This is a genomic window from Raoultibacter timonensis (genome assembly GCF_900240215.1).
In the GTDB taxonomy this organism is placed as follows: Bacteria; Actinomycetota; Coriobacteriia; order Coriobacteriales; family Eggerthellaceae; genus Raoultibacter; species Raoultibacter timonensis.
The window spans coordinates 40,276-59,406 of the sequence record NZ_LT964679.1; the positions used below are offsets into that span (position 1 = coordinate 40,276).

At 59.5% G+C, this 19,131-nt stretch carries 18 protein-coding genes; 10 read left to right on the forward strand and 8 right to left on the reverse strand.

The window, feature by feature from the left end; genetic code table 11:
- Window positions 1-199 precede the first annotated feature (199 nt).
- Together C1722_RS00160 and C1722_RS00165 are read left to right on the forward strand one after the other, a co-directional pair.
- Complete coding sequence (locus C1722_RS00160; protein ID WP_102377463.1) at window positions 200-817, forward strand: DNA-3-methyladenine glycosylase I; 618 nt, start codon at window positions 200-202, stop codon at window positions 815-817.
- Between the two features lie 73 nt (window positions 818-890).
- The gene (locus C1722_RS00165) at window positions 891-1,871 is read left to right on the forward strand and encodes an alpha/beta fold hydrolase (RefSeq protein ID WP_219724258.1); all 981 of its coding nucleotides are present in this window, start codon (window positions 891-893) and stop codon (window positions 1,869-1,871) included.
- Window positions 1,872-1,951: 80 nt separating this feature from the next.
- On the opposite strand, the gene C1722_RS00170 is transcribed toward C1722_RS00165, so the two are convergent.
- The 5 genes from C1722_RS00170 to C1722_RS00190 all read right to left on the reverse strand — a co-directional run bounded on the left by C1722_RS00170 (window position 1,952) and on the right by C1722_RS00190 (window position 7,403).
- Window positions 1,952-2,938: an ArsR family transcriptional regulator gene (locus tag C1722_RS00170; RefSeq protein ID WP_102377465.1), complete on the reverse strand. Its 987-nt coding sequence runs from the start codon at window positions 2,936-2,938 to the stop codon at window positions 1,952-1,954.
- Window positions 2,910-4,658, reverse strand: coding sequence for an ABC transporter ATP-binding protein (locus C1722_RS00175; protein ID WP_102377466.1), 1,749 nt, complete (start codon window positions 4,656-4,658; stop codon window positions 2,910-2,912). The genes C1722_RS00170 and C1722_RS00175 overlap by 29 nt, the downstream gene beginning before the upstream one ends.
- A gap of 449 nt (window positions 4,659-5,107) precedes the next feature.
- Window positions 5,108-5,599 carry a hypothetical protein gene (locus C1722_RS00180; RefSeq protein WP_102377467.1) on the reverse strand — a complete coding sequence of 164 codons (492 nt, stop codon included), beginning with the start codon at window positions 5,597-5,599 and terminating at the stop codon, window positions 5,108-5,110.
- Between the two features lie 145 nt (window positions 5,600-5,744).
- On the reverse strand, window positions 5,745-6,383 hold the full coding sequence (locus C1722_RS00185; RefSeq protein WP_102377468.1) for a DJ-1/PfpI family protein: 639 nt from the start codon (window positions 6,381-6,383) through the stop codon (window positions 5,745-5,747).
- A gap of 111 nt (window positions 6,384-6,494) precedes the next feature.
- Complete coding sequence (locus tag C1722_RS00190; RefSeq protein ID WP_102377469.1) at window positions 6,495-7,403, reverse strand: helix-turn-helix transcriptional regulator; 909 nt, start codon at window positions 7,401-7,403, stop codon at window positions 6,495-6,497.
- Between the two features lie 201 nt (window positions 7,404-7,604).
- Here C1722_RS00190 and nrfD point away from each other — a divergent pair, with 201 nt between their 5' ends.
- From nrfD to C1722_RS00225, 7 genes are all read left to right on the forward strand, one after another.
- Complete coding sequence (gene nrfD / locus C1722_RS00195; protein ID WP_102377470.1) at window positions 7,605-8,531, forward strand: NrfD/PsrC family molybdoenzyme membrane anchor subunit; 927 nt, start codon at window positions 7,605-7,607, stop codon at window positions 8,529-8,531.
- 4 nt (window positions 8,532-8,535) lie between these two features.
- The gene (locus C1722_RS00200) at window positions 8,536-9,018 is read left to right on the forward strand and encodes a GntR family transcriptional regulator (RefSeq protein WP_102377471.1); all 483 of its coding nucleotides are present in this window, start codon (window positions 8,536-8,538) and stop codon (window positions 9,016-9,018) included.
- A gap of 5 nt (window positions 9,019-9,023) precedes the next feature.
- On the forward strand, window positions 9,024-10,016 hold the full coding sequence (locus C1722_RS00205) for an SPFH domain-containing protein (RefSeq protein ID WP_102377472.1): 993 nt from the start codon (window positions 9,024-9,026) through the stop codon (window positions 10,014-10,016).
- Between the two features lie 269 nt (window positions 10,017-10,285).
- A complete protein-coding gene (locus C1722_RS00210) occupies window positions 10,286-12,760 on the forward strand; it encodes a molybdopterin-containing oxidoreductase family protein (RefSeq protein ID WP_180994952.1) in 2,475 nt (824 codons plus the stop codon).
- 13 nt (window positions 12,761-12,773) lie between these two features.
- Complete coding sequence (locus tag C1722_RS00215) at window positions 12,774-13,400, forward strand: 4Fe-4S dicluster domain-containing protein (protein WP_102377474.1); 627 nt, start codon at window positions 12,774-12,776, stop codon at window positions 13,398-13,400.
- Between the two features lie 90 nt (window positions 13,401-13,490).
- Window positions 13,491-14,174: a TorD/DmsD family molecular chaperone gene (locus tag C1722_RS00220; RefSeq protein WP_180994953.1), complete on the forward strand. Its 684-nt coding sequence runs from the start codon at window positions 13,491-13,493 to the stop codon at window positions 14,172-14,174.
- Window positions 14,175-14,214: 40 nt separating this feature from the next.
- Complete coding sequence (locus tag C1722_RS00225) at window positions 14,215-14,937, forward strand: hypothetical protein (RefSeq protein WP_102377476.1); 723 nt, start codon at window positions 14,215-14,217, stop codon at window positions 14,935-14,937.
- Between the two features lie 161 nt (window positions 14,938-15,098).
- Here C1722_RS00225 and guaA read toward each other — a convergent pair whose 3' ends face one another.
- The 3 genes from guaA to C1722_RS00240 all read right to left on the reverse strand — a co-directional run bounded on the left by guaA (window position 15,099) and on the right by C1722_RS00240 (window position 17,070).
- Window positions 15,099-16,082: a glutamine-hydrolyzing GMP synthase gene (gene guaA / locus C1722_RS00230; protein ID WP_102377477.1), complete on the reverse strand. Its 984-nt coding sequence runs from the start codon at window positions 16,080-16,082 to the stop codon at window positions 15,099-15,101.
- A 180-nt stretch (window positions 16,083-16,262) separates the two neighbouring features.
- Window positions 16,263-16,577 carry a hypothetical protein gene (locus tag C1722_RS00235; RefSeq protein WP_102377478.1) on the reverse strand — a complete coding sequence of 105 codons (315 nt, stop codon included), beginning with the start codon at window positions 16,575-16,577 and terminating at the stop codon, window positions 16,263-16,265.
- Window positions 16,564-17,070, reverse strand: coding sequence for a helix-turn-helix transcriptional regulator (locus C1722_RS00240; RefSeq protein WP_102377479.1), 507 nt, complete (start codon window positions 17,068-17,070; stop codon window positions 16,564-16,566). Before C1722_RS00240 ends, C1722_RS00235 begins: the two co-directional genes overlap by 14 nt.
- Window positions 17,071-17,272: 202 nt before the next feature.
- Here C1722_RS00240 and C1722_RS00245 point away from each other — a divergent pair, with 202 nt between their 5' ends.
- Window positions 17,273-19,093, forward strand: a complete 1,821-nt coding sequence (locus tag C1722_RS00245; RefSeq protein WP_102377480.1) for a YgiQ family radical SAM protein — start codon at window positions 17,273-17,275, stop codon at window positions 19,091-19,093.
- Window positions 19,094-19,131: the final 38 nt, after the last annotated feature.

Genomic DNA, 19,131 nt, shown 5'->3' on the forward strand with positions numbered 1-19,131 from the left:
GGGCGAGCGCGCGCGGCGGACGGCGCCGCTCAACTACACTTTCGTCACAGAGCACGCCCTGCTATCGGGGCCGACTGCCTGCGGGCGGCATGCGGGTTCTGATCGAGCTTGCTGCGATGCGCGCGTGATGCGCCGCTTGCGGTGCGATCCTGTATGATGGATGCGTACTCGACGACGCTCGAAGAAGGGGTTCGCCGCTATGGATGAGAAGTGCAGATGCTCGTGGCCGGGCGATATGCCGCTGTACGTGGACTATCACGACAACGAGTGGGGTCGGCCCACCCATGACGACCGCGAGCTGTTCGAGCTTTTGGTTCTCGAGGGCGCGCAGGCGGGCCTTTCGTGGATAACGATCCTCAAAAAGCGGGAAGCGTACCGTGAGGCATTCGACGGGTTCGATCCGGCCAAGGTGGCGCTCTACGACGAGGCGAAGGTGGAAGAGCTCATGCAAAACGCGGGGATCGTCCGCAACCGCCTTAAGGTCAACGCGGCAATAACCAACGCGAAGCTGTTTTTGGACGTGGTCGAGGAGTTTGGGAGCTTCGACGCGTTCCTGTGGGGCTACGTGGATGGAAGCCCTATCGTGAATCGGTGGTGCAGCGAGGACGAGATCCCGGCGAGTACGCCGCTTTCCGATAGGATCAGCAAGGATCTGAAGAAACGGGGCTTCAAGTTCGTCGGCTCCACCATCGTGTACGCCTACATGCAGTCCATCGGCATGGTGAACGATCACGTTACCGGGTGCTTCGTGTATCGGGAGCTGGCAGGCGGGTCGGGCGCAACCGATTCTTGCTCAGATGCCAACCAGAATACCTAGCGCTTGCACGCCGCTCGCCTATAATCGGATCTACCGCACACGGATCAGGCACAACGGCAAGGAGCGCATGCGCATGAACGAGAAGACCTTCATCGAGATCAACGGCATGCGTCAGGGCATGTTCATCCAAGGCGAAAGCGCCGAAAAGCCGGTGCTGTTGTTTTTGCACGGTGGCCCCGGGTCTCCCGAGGCTCCCTTTACCCAAAGCCTTCCCACCGGGTTGGGAGAGCTGTTCACCGTATGCTGGTGGGAGCAGCGGGGAAGCGGCATGACGTACCGGAAGGACACCCCGCCCGACACCATGACGATCGAGCAGATGGTCGACGATGCCCTGGCGATGATCGGGTATTTGCGCGAGCGCTTCGGGAAGGAGAAGCTGTACGTGATGGGGCATTCCTGGGGATCGTTGCTCGGCGTCCTGGTTGCGCAGAGGGCTCCGGAGCTTCTACATGCCTATATCGGCATCGGCCAGCTGGCTCGACAGGATGAGTCGGAGCGGCTTGCATACGCGTACATGCTCGATCGGTTCCGCGAAGCAGGAGACAAGAGGATGCTTCGCAGGCTTGAGAAACACCCCATCGATCAGGGGGCCGCAATCGACTTCGAATACCTTTCGGTGCGAAGCTCGGGAATGACGAAGCTCGGTATCGGCATGGTGCACCGTTGGCGATCCATGGTCAAGCCGGTGCTGGCCGTGCTGCGCTTCAAGGGCTACACCATGCGGGAGAAGATGAACTACCCGAGGGGGAACGCCTTCTCGCTCAACTGCCTGTGGGACGAGGTTCTGGGCATCGATCTGTTCGAGCGGGTGCCTCGCTTGGAGGTTCCCGTCTATGTTTTCCACGGCGTGTTCGATTACCAGGTGTCATACGCGATCGCCAAGGAGTACCTGCAGGTGCTCGAGGCCCCCGTGAAGGGCTTCTGCTCCTTCGAGGAGTCGGCCCACAGCCCCTGTTTCGAGGAGCCCGAGAAGATGTGCCGCATCCTGCGCGAGGACGTGCTGGCGAAAGCGGCCGTCTCGGATGGTTGCGTACGGCAGAAGCAGCGCGGATAGCCGCTCTTGGCACCGCGCATCATTGCGGGCGCATGCATTATCGCGTTGGTTCGTGTGCTTCGGCGGTGTGCTCTCGCTGGCTAGAGAAAGCTGCTTTCCAGCCAGGCGCGGTAGCGTTGTATGCCTTCGGGACAGAGACGGTAGTACGTCTTGCCATCCTTGAGCGATCCCTCGACGAAGCCGGCGGAAAGCAGCGCGCTCATGTGATGCGACGTCGTTGCGGGGGTGAGGTCGAGCATGCGGGCGATCTCCAGGTTGTACAGCTCCTCGGTTTTGAGTGCCGCGAGGATTTCCAGCCGGTGCGCGTCGTTGAGCGCTTTTGCGGCCAGGATGGCCTCGGTTTTGGAGAAGCCCTCGTCTTGCCCCGCGAAGACCTTGCTGATAAGCAGGCCGACAACGCAGAGACCGTCAAAGACGATGACGCCCAGAGCCGAGACCAGCGAAGGCACGATGCGGGCGTCGGGGTTTATCTTGAGGGCTTGCTCGACAACGTCGGGCAGGTTGCCTTTGCGCACCTGCTCCTCAAGCTGTTCGAGGAGCAGGCGTATTTCGGGCTCGAGCTTCGCGTATGCGTGTTCGAAAGCGGGCAGGTTCGCGTTGATTGCATCGACCACCACCCCGATCCTCTGCCGAGGCTGTTGGAGCAGGGCAGTGATCTGCCATTTCGCCTTGTCCGGCAATCCGCTTGCCTGAAGGGCGTCAACAACATCGTCGCTGGTTTCCAGAAGGTCGCTGAACGCTTTGAGGATTGTCTCATGCACTTTTTCGTCCGGAACGGCGCTGAAATCCTCGAGCCATTCCGGATGCAGGAAGATGAGGTCGATCAACGACAGCGCGAGCTCGTCGGACAGGTTCTCTATGAACTCGCCTCCCTCGGTATCCACCTTGCGGCTGGCGAAGGCGGCGAAGAATCCCTCGAGTATCGAGTAGTTCGCTGCGTAAAATGCCGTTCCGTTGATGCCGAAGTCGTCGAGCGCTTTGATCGCTTCCTTTTTCTGCTTCTTGCCCCAGCGGGGGAGGGTCAGCAGAAGAAACGTCTCAATGGCGGGATTCAGTTGGTATTTCATGCTGTTGGACCTCAACCTGTTCTGGAGCCTGACTGCTGTTTTCTAAGCGCTGGAACGAAGCGAAGGCACCTTGTTGTTCGACGAGCGAATCGAAGGTTCCGATCTCTTGAATGCGTCCCTCTCGCATGAAGAGTATAGCATCGTAGCGGCTCAAGAGATCGGGCCTCAGGTTATGCGTGATGGTCACCATGGTCAGATCGTCGAGCTCCAGAAGGGCGCTCTCGATGTCGTAGGCGGTTTGGACGTCCACTGCGCTTGTTCCCTCGTCGAGGATGAGCAGAGGCTTCTGCTCGATAAGGGCGCGGGCGACGGCGATTCGCTGCCGTTGGCCCCCGGAGAGCTTGGAGCCCATTTCCCCGGCGCGTGTGGCAAGCCCGCTGTCGGTCTGATCGAGAAACTTCGCGACGCCGCTCGTCTTGAGGGCTGCTTGCCATTGCTCTTCGCGGTAGGTCCTGCCGAGGCCGATGTTGTACTCGATGGTGTCGTCGAACAGGTACACGCCCTGATGGATGGTGGACATTTTGCCGAGAAGCTGGTCGATGGCGAGTTCGCGAAGCTCGGTTCCATCGATGCGAATCGCGCCGCTGTAAGCGCTGTGCTCGCCCCCGAGCAGGCTCATGAGTGTGCTTTTTCCGCAGCCGCTTTCGCCTACGAGCGCGTACTTCCCGCCCTTTTCCAGGGTCAGATCGAGCTGGGATATTACCGGCTGATCCTCTGAATAGGCGAAGGTAAGGTTCTCGAACCGGATGTCCTTCTCGAATTTCGGCTCGTCTGTGCCGGTGAAGGCGGATGGCGCGGGGCGGCTCAGGTCTTTGAGCCTTTCGAGTACGGGCATTGCCCCCTGGATCTGGGGAACGCATTGCATGATGACCGCAACCGGCTGCACGAATGCGCCTGCGAGCTGAAGAATGGCCAGGAGCGCACCGGCGGTCATCTGCCCGTTCAACACGAGGAAGCCGGCGACCAGCATGGTGCCGATCTGAGATGCCGCGCCCACCACGGCGGCGATGCCCTCGCTGAACGACAACAGCTTGGAGACGGCGAACTTCTTGCGTGCGAGCTCGTCGTTTTGGCTGGAAAAGTCTTTTTTGACACGGTTGGTAAGGCGGTACGAGCGGATGACGTCGTAGCCTGAGAACTGGTCTTTCAGCTTCATGGTGAACAGGGAGAGCCCCGTCGAATAGGCCTCTTGGCGCTTGCCGATAGGCTTGCCGAGACTCGCCGGCAGAAGGTACATGAGGACGAGGCTGACGAGCATGATCCCGCCGATGAGAGGGCTGTAGACGAACAGGGTGACGGCTGCCATGACGAAGATGATGGCGTATTGAATCGTGTTGAGAAACGGCACGACGGCATTCTCTTCGACTATCGTCATGTCGTTGGTGAGCGCCGAAAGGTAGTCGGCGGTGTTGGTTTTTCGGTAGTTCTCGGTGTCGCGGGAGATGATGCCGCTCTGGACATCGGTCCGCAGATCTCGGATGGTATTGACGATGAGCTTCTTCTCGACAAGGGCGCCGCATACGGCGACGACGAGGAGCACGACGATGTAGGCTGCGACGACTCCTATCATGGTGGTGAAGAGCTCCCAGTTTCCGCTGGTGACAGCATTGAGGATGTTTTCCAGGATAACGGCCGCAGCAATGGTGAGCGCGGCGCTTGCGGTGCTTATGACCATGACGACGGCGAAGAGGGCTTTGTGGTTTCGGAAGAGCTTGAGCATGGGCTGCTCCTTTTTCGGGCGGGCGAGTGCTTGTTGAGCTTAAATTAGATGGATATCTAATTTAAGTCAATATGATGATTGTCGTATAGTTGAATACAGCGAACCCATTGGTTTTGGCGTCTAGCTTCCCCTCCGCTGGCAAGCCCTCATTGACGAGGCTATGCCCGGAACCCCAAAGCGTCAGATGGGCGCCGGGCGGCCTGCGCGGGGCGTCGATTGCAGCGCGACGGCAAAAAGGCGAACTCGTGGCAGAAAAGCGGAGTTATTCGTCTCCGTAGGATACCTCCCCCTCGGTGTCGGCTCCCCGACCGTCCCTGATCAGGCGCGATAGGACGGCTTTATGCGCTGGCTGCGTGCCTTGCCATCCTCAAGGGGTTCAGACGACGAATATCTCCGCTTTTCTGCCACGAACCTGGGAATCTGGCGCGCANCGGCATGCATTGACGAGGCTATGCCCGGGTGGCGTAGAGGTCTACGTTGATGTGCCACGTGCCGTCGTCGGCGACCGTGACGTTCTGCCAATGGAAGGTATCGTCTTCTATGGTGGCGAAAACCCACTTCTGTCGCTCGTCGGCGATGTTTGTGAGCACTATCATGCCGTCCTGCTTCCTCGCTTCGAGCCGCATGATCCTGCCCGTGTAGCAGTAGGCGATGTCCCAGGCGTGCGTGCTGGGATTGTAGATGCGAAGCGTCGTTCCGTACTCCTCGTCGGGGTGGGGGATGTCGGTTCGCGTGTCGCGCGAGGGAAGGATGATCACATCCTGGATGGCCATGCCTTCGAGAACCCGCGCGAAGTACCATTCTCCTTTGAGCGAGCGTGACATGTTGTGATCGATGTAGTCGAAGTCCCAGCTGCCGACGAGCCGTCCGAAGTAATCGTATTCCTCGGGCAGCTCGTCGCTTCGGGTTTCGCTTATCAGGGATTCGGTGAAGGTATGCATGCCGGGGTCCTCATCTGTAGGTTGCTATCGCACCCGCATTATACCCTTTGAAGCTCGATTCTCGCATGAGCGAGCTCGCGCGTCATCGATGTCCTTTTTGCATGCGATGCTCTTGCGCACCTGGCCCTTTTGCGGCGAGGGCCGATCAGCACCCATCGCCCGACGGCAGCGTTTGCATGAGGGCGAAGAAGTGCTCCGACTCGCCCGTTCTGAAGTACTCGTACCACGACTCCAGCGTATCTGCCTGAAACACACCGAGGCTCTCGATGATGTGCTTCGTCCACAGCAGGGCACCAGTGGAGCTTGCGGTGATGAGCCCGCCATCCGATACCGACGGCTCGTCTCGGTACAGCGCGCTACCCTTATAGCCAGGGGAAACCATTGCGAGAAAGCCCGGTCCGTTGCTGGTGTGCGGGCGCGCATCCAGAAGGCCGAAATCCGCAAGGGCGGCCGTGGCTCCGCAGATTGCGCATACCGTGGCGCCCGCAGAGAGGAGCTCGCCCGCCTTTTCGATAATGGCGGCATGGTGCGGGTCGTTCCAGGTGTTGGCGCCCGGTAGCAGTAGCATGCTTGTCTTGCTCGCAACGACATCGTCGACTAGGCAATCGGGCGTTATCGCCACTCCGCCCATGGTGCTGATCGACTCCTTGGAATAGCTGACCGTCTTGATCGCTAGCTGGGGTGCGTCCCTCTTGAAGAATCGCTTCGAATTGAGTTCCGCCAGAGCATATCCCAGCTCCCAGTCGGCCAGCGTATCGAGGACGTAGACATAGATCGTGTGCATTGATTTCCTCTGTTCCCTTGGTTTCCGATCCGCGCCGATCATGGAAAGCGGATAGGACGATTGACGTTGCAGCCATACTAACAAGAGGAACACGACAGCAGTATGTCCTGTTTAGGAATATCGTGACAAAATATTTCCGGCAACGGTTTTCAGATCATCTGCAATGAAGCGCGGCTCTACGACGGTCACCTTGTCGCCGAAGCCGAGCAGCCAGGTGAGGATGTAGTCGCGTTTCGTGAACGAGGTTTCAAACCGCAGCCCCTCGCCGGTCTCTTGGTAGCAGTGGGGCCCGTAGGCGTCGATCAGCCGATGCTTTACGGATGGGTCGAACAAGGCGATAAGCGCATGCTCCCCGTCTTTGGCAGCCCATGCCTCGAAATCTCGCTTTTCCAGGGGAACGTCCCGTGGCGAAAACGTCTCGTCGCACAGATGCAGGTTCCACAGGCGTTGGAGTTTGAACAGCCGAAAATCCGATCGATCCAAGCAGAATCCGAACACGTACCATGCTTCCCATTGGAAGATAACGAAGTGCGGTTCGACGCGACGATGGGATTCGCCCCTCTCGTAGACGTAGTCGAACTCGATGATCCGGTTCTCCAGCACGGCGCGCTTGATCAGCTCGATTTTCTCTGCAAGATGCTTTCCGTCATGGGAGGCGAGGTCGATGACGACGGGCTCGCGCATCGAGACGACCGCATCGGCATGCGCGTGGAGCTTGTCGAGGACGCACTCGACATTCGGCTGCCCGGATACGCTGCCGATCCCCTTCAGCGCAGCGATGATGCTCGACAGCTCGTCTGCGGTCAAGACGCTCTTGTCCAGCTTGAACCCCTCGATGATCGAGATGCCGCCTCCGCTTCCTTGCTGGGTTACGAGGGGGATTCCCGCCCTGCACATCGCATCGATGTCGCGTCCGATTGTACGGCGGCTGACCTCGAACTTCTCAGCCAGTTCGGGCGCGGTCACGCGATCCTTCTGCAGGAGTATGGTCAGTATGCCGAGCATTCGATCGAGTTTCATGTTGCATCACCTTGGACAGCATACCGTAAAAAGAGACGATGGGTGTTGAGCTCTATTGTGGCATACGCGTGGTTAGGCGATTTCAAGAAGTGCCAGTCTCCGATCACGACAAGCTATTGTTCCGCAGTACCTGAATGGGCTATCATTCTATCCTAGGATTGAAGCGATGCGTTTTTCGGATGAGGGAGCAGGAGGTCGATCATGTTCGGTGTTTTGATCGTGTGCTACCTGTTCTTGGGCGGGCTTGGCGGGGGATTGTGTTTGGTTCTTTCTCTCGTGGGGCTCACCGTTCCGCGCGAAGAGCTTGGCCGGAGGATAACCGCGCCGTATCGCAGCTTCTTCCGGTACGGGTATGCCGTCTCGGCTTGCTCGCTTATCGCCGCCGCCCTGTGCCTGCTTGTCGACTCTGGAAACCATGGGGCCCTTGCCTACCTGTTCTTTTCGGGGCGAATCACCTATCTTTCGGTGGGGTCTTACCTGCTCGTGGGCGGTGTGGCGCTCAGCGCGGTCTTCGCTTATCTTTGGGCCGTACGATCGTCCGTACGCAGGGTGAGGACTTTCAGGGCATTGCAGATCGCCGCCGCGTTGGTCGGCCTTGCGGTTGCCTTGTATACCGGGCTCTTTCTGGCGAGCATGCAGGCGGTTCCGTTTTGGAATACGCTCTGGCTGCCGGCGCTGTTTCTGCTCTCGTCGGTTTCTTGCGGTCTGGTTGCCGCCTTGATAGTGGGGCACATGAGCGGTGTATCCCTGCAGTTCGGGCAATACTTTGCACGGATGGCGGCCATCGATGCCGCCGTCATCGTTCTCGAGGCCGTTTGCCTGCTCGGTCTCGTTCTGGGTTCGCTGTTCGCGGGGGGCTCCGACTCCGCTTCCGCTGCGGCGAGCGCTTCGGCGTCCGCTCTTCTCTTCGGGGAATACGCGTGGGTTTTCTGGTCGGTATCGGTGGCGCTCGGCCTCGTTGCCGCATTCGTTGTCGATGCGACCGTTATGCGGGCCGGACAGATTCTGCCCGGTCGTCCCTGCTATTCTTTGGTACCGGGGGTATGCGTGTTCGCGGGTGCTTTCGCATTGAGGTTTTGCATGGTGATGGCAGGGGAGCATCCTGTCGCGAGTCTTTTAGGAGCGTGATCGTATGGCGACTGTTTCGGCCGACGGCTTCCCTTTCGAAGCCGATTCGGATTCGACCTCCCCTCTGTGGGTCCAGCTGCGAAAACGCATCGTGTTCTTGATAAGCTCCGGCTATTTGAAGCCGGGCGACCAGCTTCCCAAGATCCGCGAGCTGGCGGCGGCTTTGTCGATAAACTTCAATACGGTGAATAAGTCGTACTTGAGTTTGTCTTCCGACGGCTACGTGGAATCGATCCGAGGGAAGGGCGTTTTCGTCTGCAACGTGGCAAAGTCGGTTGACGAAGCGGAGCAAGGAGAACTGGAAGCCTTGCTGGACGACTGCCTCCAGGCCTGCAAAAACCTTGGACTGAGCTATGACGAGACGGTAGCGCAAATGACGCTCTACGTCCGTCGGTTGAAGATGCGGGAGGCTCAAGCGCACATTGAGCCGGGGAGCAACGTGATCGAGCTCAAGGCGCCGGATGCGTCAACGAAGAGGGAGGCGTAAGACACATGGCCAAAGACAAAAGCGGTTCGCCGATGCGGTTTCCGAAGGAAGAAACGGGGCGAACCGAAAGGCTCGGTGCCTACCAATTCGTTCCCAAAGACAACGCCCAGCCCCAAGGAGAACGCACGACGGGCGCGGGCATCATCTTGTTTTCGATGTTCGTATTCTGCGTCGTTTTCGTAGCGGTGTTCGCGCTTTGCTACGTGCTTCTCGGTCTTGCGTTGCCGCTTGTGGCGCTGCTCTCGTTTGCAGCCGCCGTGCTCGCGTCGATGTCGATACACATCGCTCAGCAATGGGAACGCGTGGTGGTTCTCCGTCTGGGCGGATTTAACCGCGTATCGGGCCCGGGCTTGTTTTGGACCATTCCGTTCTTCGAGCAGAACGCCATGCGCGTTGACTGCCGCGTACGCGCTACCACGCTCGATGCAAAGGAGACGCTTACGGCCGATCTGGTTCCTTTGGATGTGAACGCGGTCTTGCTGTGGATGGTCTACGACGCCAAGGCGGCCTGTACCGAGTGCAGCGATTTCAGCCGCACGGTCGAGCTGAGCGCGCAAGCCGCCCTGCGCGATGCCATCGGACGCTTAACCGCCGCAGAAGTGGCTATCCGGAGAGAGCAGTTGGACATCGACATCAAGGAGGCTTTGGAGGCGGAAGCCGAGCAATGGGGCCTTTCGGTGCTTTCGGTAAAGGTTCGCGATATTCTGCTCCCCTTCGAGCTGCAGGGCGTAATGAGCATGGAAGCCCAAGCGGAGCAGCGCCGCAAAGCTCGCGTGATCCTCATGGAGGCCGAGGAGGACATAGCCACCATGGTAAGCGCGGTAAGCGAGGTTTACGGTGGGGAAGACGCTGCCCTGAAACTGCGCTCGATGCACTTGCTGAACGAAAGCGTGCGTGAAGCTGGTAGCACGTTGGTGGTCCCCAGCAGCTTCAGCGAGGGGTTCGGCGATGTATTGCCCGATGAGGCGAAGAAAACGATCGCGAAGAAGTTGAAATAGGGAAGCGTTCCAGAAGAATTATCCTCAAAGAAGAAGCGAGCAATCCTAAGATTAGTATAGCAATCCTAGGATTAGCATGCTATGATTTGAGAAAATCGATCGGTTTTCAGAAACAAGCAAGAAGACGTGTAAACGCTTTATTTTTGCGTGGGATAAAGGACGCCGATTGTTTCGCTGCACAGTCTGCCGCAAAACTATGTGGTGTCCTCCGTTCGGTAGGGGGAGGATATATGGACAAATCCAGTAAAAAACTAACTAGAAGGTCGTTTTTGGCTACTACAGCTTTGGCTGCCGGCGCGCTAGCGACGGCAACGGCAGCTGGCTGCAGCAGCGTGGACGAATCGGGAGCCGGTGCCACGAGCGCCGAAACCGATACGGCTGCTCCGGAAGAATCGTACTTCGTCGGCACGTGCCATGGCAACTGCGGTGGGCGATGCGCTTTGAAGGCGACGGTACGTGACGGCAAGGTCGTCAGCACGCTGCCGATGGATTACACGAAAGAGAACGAAGGCCTGCGTGTCGGGTGCGTCAAAGGCGTGTCCAATCCGCTGCGCATCTACGGCCCTTCGCGCCTTCTGTATCCCATGAAGCGCGCCGGCGAACGCGGTAGCGGGGAGTGGGAGCAGATTTCTTGGGACGAGGCTATCGAGCTGTTCGCCAATCAGCTGAAGACCACCATGGAAACCTATGGCGGCGAGGCTAACATGTGGCAGGGCGGTGCCGGCAACATGAACGGCGTTCTCAACGGTACGCCGACGGGCATCATCAACAGCGCCCTGTTGCCGACTGGCGAAATCAAGCCGCTCGATGGCTTCAGCAAGGGCTATGCTAACTCGCGCCTTATCCAAAAGACCGGTGGCACCGTGCTGTCGGTTGGCCACGACATGGCCGGCATCGTGTTCGCCTTCGTGCATCTGACCCAGCCGCGGAGTGCGGTAGAGGACCTCGCAAACGCCAAGACCATCGTTTCTTGGGGTGCCAACCCCGCCGAGGCCTCCTTCTGCCGCGCTGCATGGAACTGGGTCTGCAAAGGCAGGGAGAACGGTGCGAAGCTCATTACCATCGACCCGCTGTTCACGTCGACTGCGGCCCATTCCGACGAATGGCTTCCCGTTCGCACCGGTACGGATGCGGCGCTCATGTGCGGCATGATCCACTACATCGTGGACAACGACCTCGCTGACTGGGATTACGTCAAGAACGGCTCCGTCGCTCCGTTCCTCATCGACGAGACGGGGGCCTATCTGCGGCTCTCGAACTTCGGTAAGGCCGAAGCCGGTGCAGACGATGACGTTCCAGTTGTATGGGACGAAGACGCCGGGGAATTCGTGGCGCATACGGAAGCCGTCAATCCTGCGATTCGCGGCACCTTCGATGCCGAGGGAACAAGCGTTCGTACGGTGTTCGACGCCGCCATGGAGAACATCGCGCCCTTCACGGTTGAATTCGCCGCCGAGGAATGCGGCATCTCCGTCGAGCAGATAGAGAATCTCGCCCGTACCTGCGCTACCGAGGGCCCGACGAGCTTCTATATCAACTACGGACTTGAGCATACGTACGAATCGTGGCGCATCTACTTCCTTATCGGGCTGCTTGCCTCCCTGACCCACAGCGTGGGCATCCCCGGCGGGTCTCACGTGGGCAGCATCGGCCTCGGCCACGAATCCGCCACCACGATCAAGCAGCCGAAAACGTTCAACGCGGACGGCTTCGTCGTCGAGGACGCGGTTCCCGGCAACCATTTCACGGGCGACTGGATCGTCCAGATTGCGGAGACCGGCCAGTGGGCGGGCAAGGATTTCCATATGGGCACGCTCGTCAACATGTGTGCCAATCCGCTCGACAACTTCTCCGGGTCGTCCGCTCTTTTGAAGGCGTACGACAAGATCGATTACATCATCACCATAGACAGCATCATGACCACCACGGCCCATTACTCCGACCTGGTTCTTCCTACCTGCATGCCCTGGGAGACCTACGAGTACATAGACGGGGGCATCTTCGAGCAGAAGGCCATCGAGCCGGCTGGCGATGCGAAGTCGGATTTCGATATCATCAAATCCGTTGCGGTGAAAATGGGCTACGACGATCTGATCGAGGGCGAAGGGCTCGACTTTTTACGCTCGTATCTCGATACGCCGGAGAACATCGAGGCAGGCGTCGGCTTCGATGCGCTGTACGAAAACGGTGTCGTGGTGGGCGATTATTCGATGCCGGCTACCGTTGTGCCGGAGTACAACCCCTATGGCCGCACCCAGTTCTACATGGAGTACCTGATGCCGCGCGACGCTTGGGGGCAGGTGTTCGGCCTTCAGGACCGCTTGCCGTTCTATAAGCCGTCCATCGAGGCGTACGCGGATAATCCGGATCGCGAGAAGTATCCGCTCTACGGCTTCAGCAACCACGACCTCTACCACGGCCAAACGCTCTGGGTCCATAACGAATGGCTCAACACCTTCAGAACCATCGAGGGGAAGCCGTTCTGCCGCATGCATCCCGAGGTGGCAGAAGCGCGCGGCATCAAGACGGGCGATAAGGTGCGCGTGTTCAACGATCATGGTTCGTGCGTCTTGAACGCCCTTGTCACCGAGGGAATCCGCAACGATTCACTCTGGCTGCCGCACGGCTTTACGTGGGACGAGTTCGAGGAAGGCTACGCCCAATCGCTCACGCGTTGGTGCCCCGACGATGTAACGAGCAACAATAATTTCAATGACTGGATCTGTCAGGTCGAGAAGGTATAAGGGGGCATCGATTATGACTAAGTATGGAATGGCTATCGACACGAACCGCTGCACGGGCTGCAATATGTGTTCGATGTCTTGCAGGGTTGACCATAACCTACCGAACGACGTGCTTTACAGCAAAGCAGTCACCGACGGGAGCGAGTACTTCCGCGTGCCGACGGGAACGTATCCGAACGATCTGACGATGACGTTCTACACGATGGCGTGTCAGCATTGCGACAATCCCTCGTGCGTCGAGGTGTGTCCCACGGGCGCGGCGTATAAACGCGAAGAGGACGGCATCGTGCTCATCGACAACGAGAAGTGCATCGGATGCAAGAGCTGCGTCGCCGCATGCCCGTACGAGGGCGTACGCACCCTGCTGTCGTCCGAGCCGACCTATCCCCTCGATTTCCAGATCGGCGATTACCGGGCTCAGGAGCATAAACCGAACACTATGGAAAAATGCACCTTCTGCGTTGAGAGGATAGACAGCGGTGAGAGGCCTTTGTGCATCGATCTGTGCCCTGCCGTTGCCCGGTACTTCGGAGATCTCGACGATCCCGAATCGGAGATCTCGAAGGTCTTGCAGCAGCGCGAGTACGATCAGCTTTTGACCGACCAGGGTACCGGCCCCAACGTGTATTTCCTGCGGTAGAAGGCTTGCGCTTCGAGCGCATATGACGTGCGACGGGATCGGGGCGATGCGTTTCCGATCCCGTCGAGGAAGATGAGGGAGGGAATCAGGATGGGGGAAGGCAAAGCACCTGAGGAGTGGATGTGCGGGGCGACGGCGTTCGAGTTGCTGTCCCTTGCTTTTCTGCTGCCCACGAAAAATACCGCGGAAGCGTTGGTTGCGGGCGAGTTTGCGGACGCGTGCGAAGAGGTTTTGGAGGCGTTTGGGTGCGATTCGCCCGCGGTGGGCGATATTGCATCCTTTCTGGGGGATTATGACGGTAAAGATGCCGAAGAGGTTTTCCATGCTTTGCGCACGGAATACACCTACCTGTTCGTGGGGGAGCGGGAGCCGCGGGTCACTCCTTTCGTCGGCGTGTGGGCTGCGCAAGAACGCGGGCAGAAGGGCTTGCTTTTCGTGAGCAAGGAGTCGGTTGAGATCGAGCACTTCATGCGCGATCGCGGCGTTGCGAAAAACCTCGAAGCCGGCCAGGTCAACGACCCCGTGGACCATATCGGTACGGTTTTCGAATTCATGAAGTACCTTTGTTTGGCGAACGCGAAGGCGATCCAGGCTCCACAGGGCGTTGTCATCGAAGAAGGCGACTGCGAGACGTTCGTTTGCGAACATGTTTCCCCCTATGCGCGTTGGTTCTCCGATCAGGTTTTCGAGCAGGCAAGATGTCCGTTTTATAAGGCGATGGCTTTGTTTCTCGGGCAGGTGCTCGAGCTTTTCGCTCCGATGCGAAGCGCGTAGGCTTTCATCTGGTTTTTTGTTGTAAGGGGGTGGCAGAGACGTGAGCTTTGCCCTGATCTTTGTTGTCACATCCGTTGTCGTCGTTGCGCTTGCGGGTTTCATAAAGGGGGTGCCGTGGTTGTTCTACGGTCTCTCTATCGTGGCGGTCGTGGTGCTGTTCGCCGGGGTGGAAGGATATATCGACGGCGGTTGGTGGAAGCCGCTCATTCTGCTGGTGAAGCGTTGCATGCTGGCGCTCTCGCTCTTCACGATCGTTATGTTCACCGGGGCGTTGTCGAGAGAGTCGTGGCTCGGCGTTCGGCTCCGCTCGATTCGATCCGAGCTTTCTATCGTCGCATGCATCCTCTGCGTGGGCCACGTATGCCAGTACCTTGTCGCGTACGTATCGCGTGCGATTGCGGGATCGCTTGATCTGCAGACGGGGGCGTCCATCTGCATCGCTCTGGTTTTGTTCGTGCTGCTGATCGTGTTGGGGGTTACGTCGGGCAATGCCATGAAGAGGCGGATGAAAGGCGTTAGCTGGAAGCGCATCCAATGGTTCGCCTACCCGTTCTTCCTTCTGACGTACGTTCACCTGATGCTGATGATCGCACCCGCAGCCCTTCTCGGCAGCGAGCAGGCGATCGTGAACGTGGCGCTGTATTCGATCGTATTTGCAGCATACGTGATCATGCGCCTCTATCGCTACGAAAAGGACAAGCGCGCCAGGTTGTCTGCCGAAGCGCGCAAAGACGCAGGGGGTTTTGCGGGTACGGAAGGATAGAGTGCCGCCCTTTTTGTCGATGGGCTAAGAGCGCAAAACCCCTTCTAGGATTGCCTGGAAGGGGTTTTGATATCTCTTTTCTCAAGAGTTCGGGGTTTGAATCCAGCAGGCCTCTCGAGTTGTTTAAGGAATTGCAGTTAAAAGCACGAAAAGGTAGCTATTTATTCCCACTCGATCGTCCCGATCGGCTTAGGCGTGAGGTCGTAGCACACGCGGCAAACGCCGGGGACCTCGGCCAGGATGCGATCGGTGATCTTCTTGAGCACGGCCCAGTCGATCTCGGGGACCTCGGCGGTCATGGCGTCGACGGTGTTGACCGCGCGGATGATGACGGGCCAGTCGAAGGCGCGCTTACCGTCGCGTACGCCGGTGGCGCGGAAGTCGGGGACGACGGTGAAGAACTGCCAGACGCTCTGGGTGAGGCCGGCGTTGTCGAACTCTTCGCGCAGGATGGCGTCGGCTTCGCGCAGCGCCTCAAGGCGGTCGCGGGTGATGGCGCCAAGGCAGCGCACGCCGAGGCCGGGGCCGGGGAAGGGCTGGCGGTACACCATCTCGTCGGGAAGGCCGAGTTCTTTGCCGACCACGCGGACTTCGTCCTTGTACAAAAGCTTGACCGGCTCGCACAGCTCGAACTGCAGATCGTCGGGCAGGCCGCCTACGTTGTGGTGGGCCTTCACGCCGTCGGATTCGATGATGTCGGGATAGATAGTGCCCTGGGCGAGAAAGCTCACCTCGTCACCCACTTTGCGTGCCTCTTCTTCGAACACGCGGATGAACTCGGCGCCGATGATCTTGCGCTTGGCCTCGGGCTCGGCCACGCCTTCGAGCAGTCCGAGGAAGCGGTCGACGGCGTCCACGTACACGAGGTTCGCATCGAGCTGGTTTTGGAACACGTCGACGACCTGCTCGCTCTCGCCGGCACGCATAAGGCCGTGGTTCACGTGCACGCAGATGAGCTGCTTGCCGATGGCCTTGATGAGGAGCGCAGCCACGACCGACGAATCCACGCCGCCCGAGAGGGCCAGAAGCACTTTCTTATCGCCTACCTGATCCTGGATCGCTGCAACCTGCTCGTCGATGAATGCCTGCGCCTGCTCAGGGGTGGCGATTCGTTCCATGTCGTCGGGACGCTTGTTCGGGTCCATTCGTGCTCCTTCTCGTATCCGATGATGTTCTTGGCAAATTATACGGGATATGATGCACGTTGGTATGCAGGTCGTTTGTTCTTTTTGGCGACGCGTCGATCCGTTGCGCCCGCCGTTTCCTCGCGGCGCCGCAAAGCGCATCGCGGTACGGGTTGCGATGCGCCGAAAGCGGTTCGGCGGCTACCGCAGGGGCTCGATCGAGACGATGTTTTTGATCGGGAGCACCCAGCGCGTGCCTTCCGGCACAGTGAACGAGGCGTACACGCTTTCGGCCAGCACGCAGTAGTCGTCGATGTCGAGGATGCGAACCGTGTCCTTGCTGCCCGTGGTGAACGTCATCTTGACGCAGGAGCCCACCGCGTCGCGCAGGCTGTCGGTGGAGGTGCTCTTCGGCGAGCCGACGCTGCGGGCGAGGCTCCGGATCTTTCCGTACATGCAGAACAGCGCGACAACGATCAGGAAAAGCCAGAGATTCGTCCAACTACTCGCATCCATCGAACGCACCTCCTTTCTGCTTTTGGGGCTCTTCGGCGCTCGGGGGCACAACGATTTGGAATCCGGCAACCGAACCCATGTCGACGAGCTCGACTGCGCGGCCCTTGCGGGGGCGCTCGTACTCGACGCGCACCCAATCGGTATCCGCTTCGAGCACCCGCACGACGCCGTCGAAGCCGGCGCTCGCCATCAGCAAGCCGGAGGTGAGCGCTATTCGGCACTGCGAGCCCTCGAGCGATTTCAGCACGTGGGTGTCGATCCCGCCATCGTCTTTGCTGCCCGCGGCGACCGTCACGTCGATTTCGTCGTCGACCAGATCGTCGAGGCTGATGCGGTAGAGGGCTGCGAGCTCTATCGCCTTGCCTATGTCGGGTGCGCTCGACCCGCTTTCCCAGTTCGAGATGGTTTGCCGCGAAACCGAAAGCGCGTTCGCCACATCCTGCTGGCTCATCCCGCTTTTCCTGCGCAGCTTCATGAGCTTCTCGCCTACCATGCGTGCGGTCCTTTCTCGCTGTTTCGTGCTGCCCCTATTATTCCAGACGCGCTTGCGCCCTCCCGGCAAATATCGTTGGAATCTTGTCCAATTCTCTTTCCATCGGGCGAATCGAGCCGTGCCGGGCCGCTCTGCGCGCATGGTATACTCGCTGACGCATGCAGATGCAGATGCGGGTGCGAAGGCGGCAGCGAGGAGTCGTATGGATCACGGGTTTTTACCGGTAAGCCACCGCGATATGCTCGATCGCGGATGGGACGCGGTCGATTTCGTGTACGTGTCGGGCGATGCGTACGTCGACCATCCCTCGTTCGGCAGCGCCATCATTACGCGGCTGCTCGAGGCCAACGGCTACAGGGTCGGTTTCATCGCGCAGCCCGACTGGACCGATGAGCAGAGCATCGCCGTGTTCGGCGAGCCGCGCCTCGGGTTCCTCGTTTCGGCGGGCAACATGGACTCCATGGTGAACCATTACACGGTGGCCAAGAAGAAGCGCAAGCGCGATGCGTACACGCCGGGTGGGCAGGCGGGCAGGCGACCGAACCATGCGGCGGTGGTGTACAGCAACCTGATCCGCCGCACGTACAAGAAGACGCCCATCATCCTCGGCGGCATCGAGGCGAGCCTGCGCAGGCTCGCGCACTACGACTACTGGTCCGACAAGCTCAAGCGCTCGATCCTGCTCGACTCGGGCGCCGATCTGGTCTCGTACGGCATGGGGGAGCATTCCATCATCGAGATAGCCGACGCGCTTGCAAGCGGCCTTTCCATCGGCGACATCACCTATATCGACGGCACGGTGTATCGCGCCTCGTCGCTCGCGCACGTCTACGATGCCGAAATGCTGCCATCGTTTCTTGAGATGCAGGCCGACAAGCTCGCCTACGCGAGAAGCTTCGCCGTTCAGTACCGCAACAGCGATCCGTTTACGGGCAAGCGCCTCGTCGAGCCGTATTCCGATCACGAGTTTGTAGTGCAGAACCCGCCCGCGAGCCCGCTTACCCAGGAGGAGCTCGATGCGGTGTACCGCCTGCCGTATGCGCGCACGTACCATCCGATGTACGAGAAGGACGGCGGCGTTCCCGCGATCACCGAGGTGAAGTTCAGCCTTTCGAGCAACCGCGGGTGCTTCGGTGAGTGCTCGTTTTGCGCGCTCACCTTCCATCAGGGCCGCATCGTGCAGGCGCGCAGCCACGAATCGCTGCTGGACGAAGCGAAGCTCATCTGCGAAGACCCCGACTTCAAGGGCTACATCCACGATGTGGGCGGGCCGACGGCGAACTTCCGCGCTCCCGCGTGCGCCAAACAGCTCAAGAAAGGCGCGTGCCCGAACAAGCGCTGCCTGTTTCCCGAGCCGTGCAAGCAGCTCGACGCCGATCACGGGGATTACCTCGACCTCTTGGACAAGCTGCGCAAGCTGCCGGGCGTGAAGAAGGTGTTCGTGCGTTCGGGCATCCGCTTCGACTACGTGCTGGCCGATGCCGAGCACGGCGGCGATTTCGTCCGCAAACTCGCCGAGCACCACGTGAGCGGGCAGCTGCGTGTGGCCCCCGAACACGTATCCGATGCAGTGCTCTCGGTGATGGGCAAGCCGGAACACCGCGTGTACGAGCGGTTCGTCCGCGAATTCGACGCCGTCAACAAAAAGCTCGGCAAGAAGCAGTTCGCCGTTCCCTACCTCATGTCGTCGCATCCGGGCTCGACCCTCGCCGAGGCGATCGAGCTCGCCGAGTATTGCCGCGATCTGGGCTACATGCCCGAACAAGTGCAGGATTTCTACCCGACGCCCTCCACGATGTCGACCTGCATGTACTACACGGGCGTCGATCCGCGCACTATGGAGCCGGTCTTCGTGCCGAGGAGCCCGCACGAGAAGGCGCTGCAGCGCGCGCTCATCCAGTACCGCGACCCGAAGAACTACGAGCTGGTGCTGGAGGCGCTGCGACGCGCGGGCCGCATGGATCTGTTCGGGTACGGACCGAAGTGCCTCATCCGCCCGAGGAAGAGGAAAAAAGGTCTATAATTACCCGCTGTACGGCAAGCGTACCGCGTCCCCCGCGC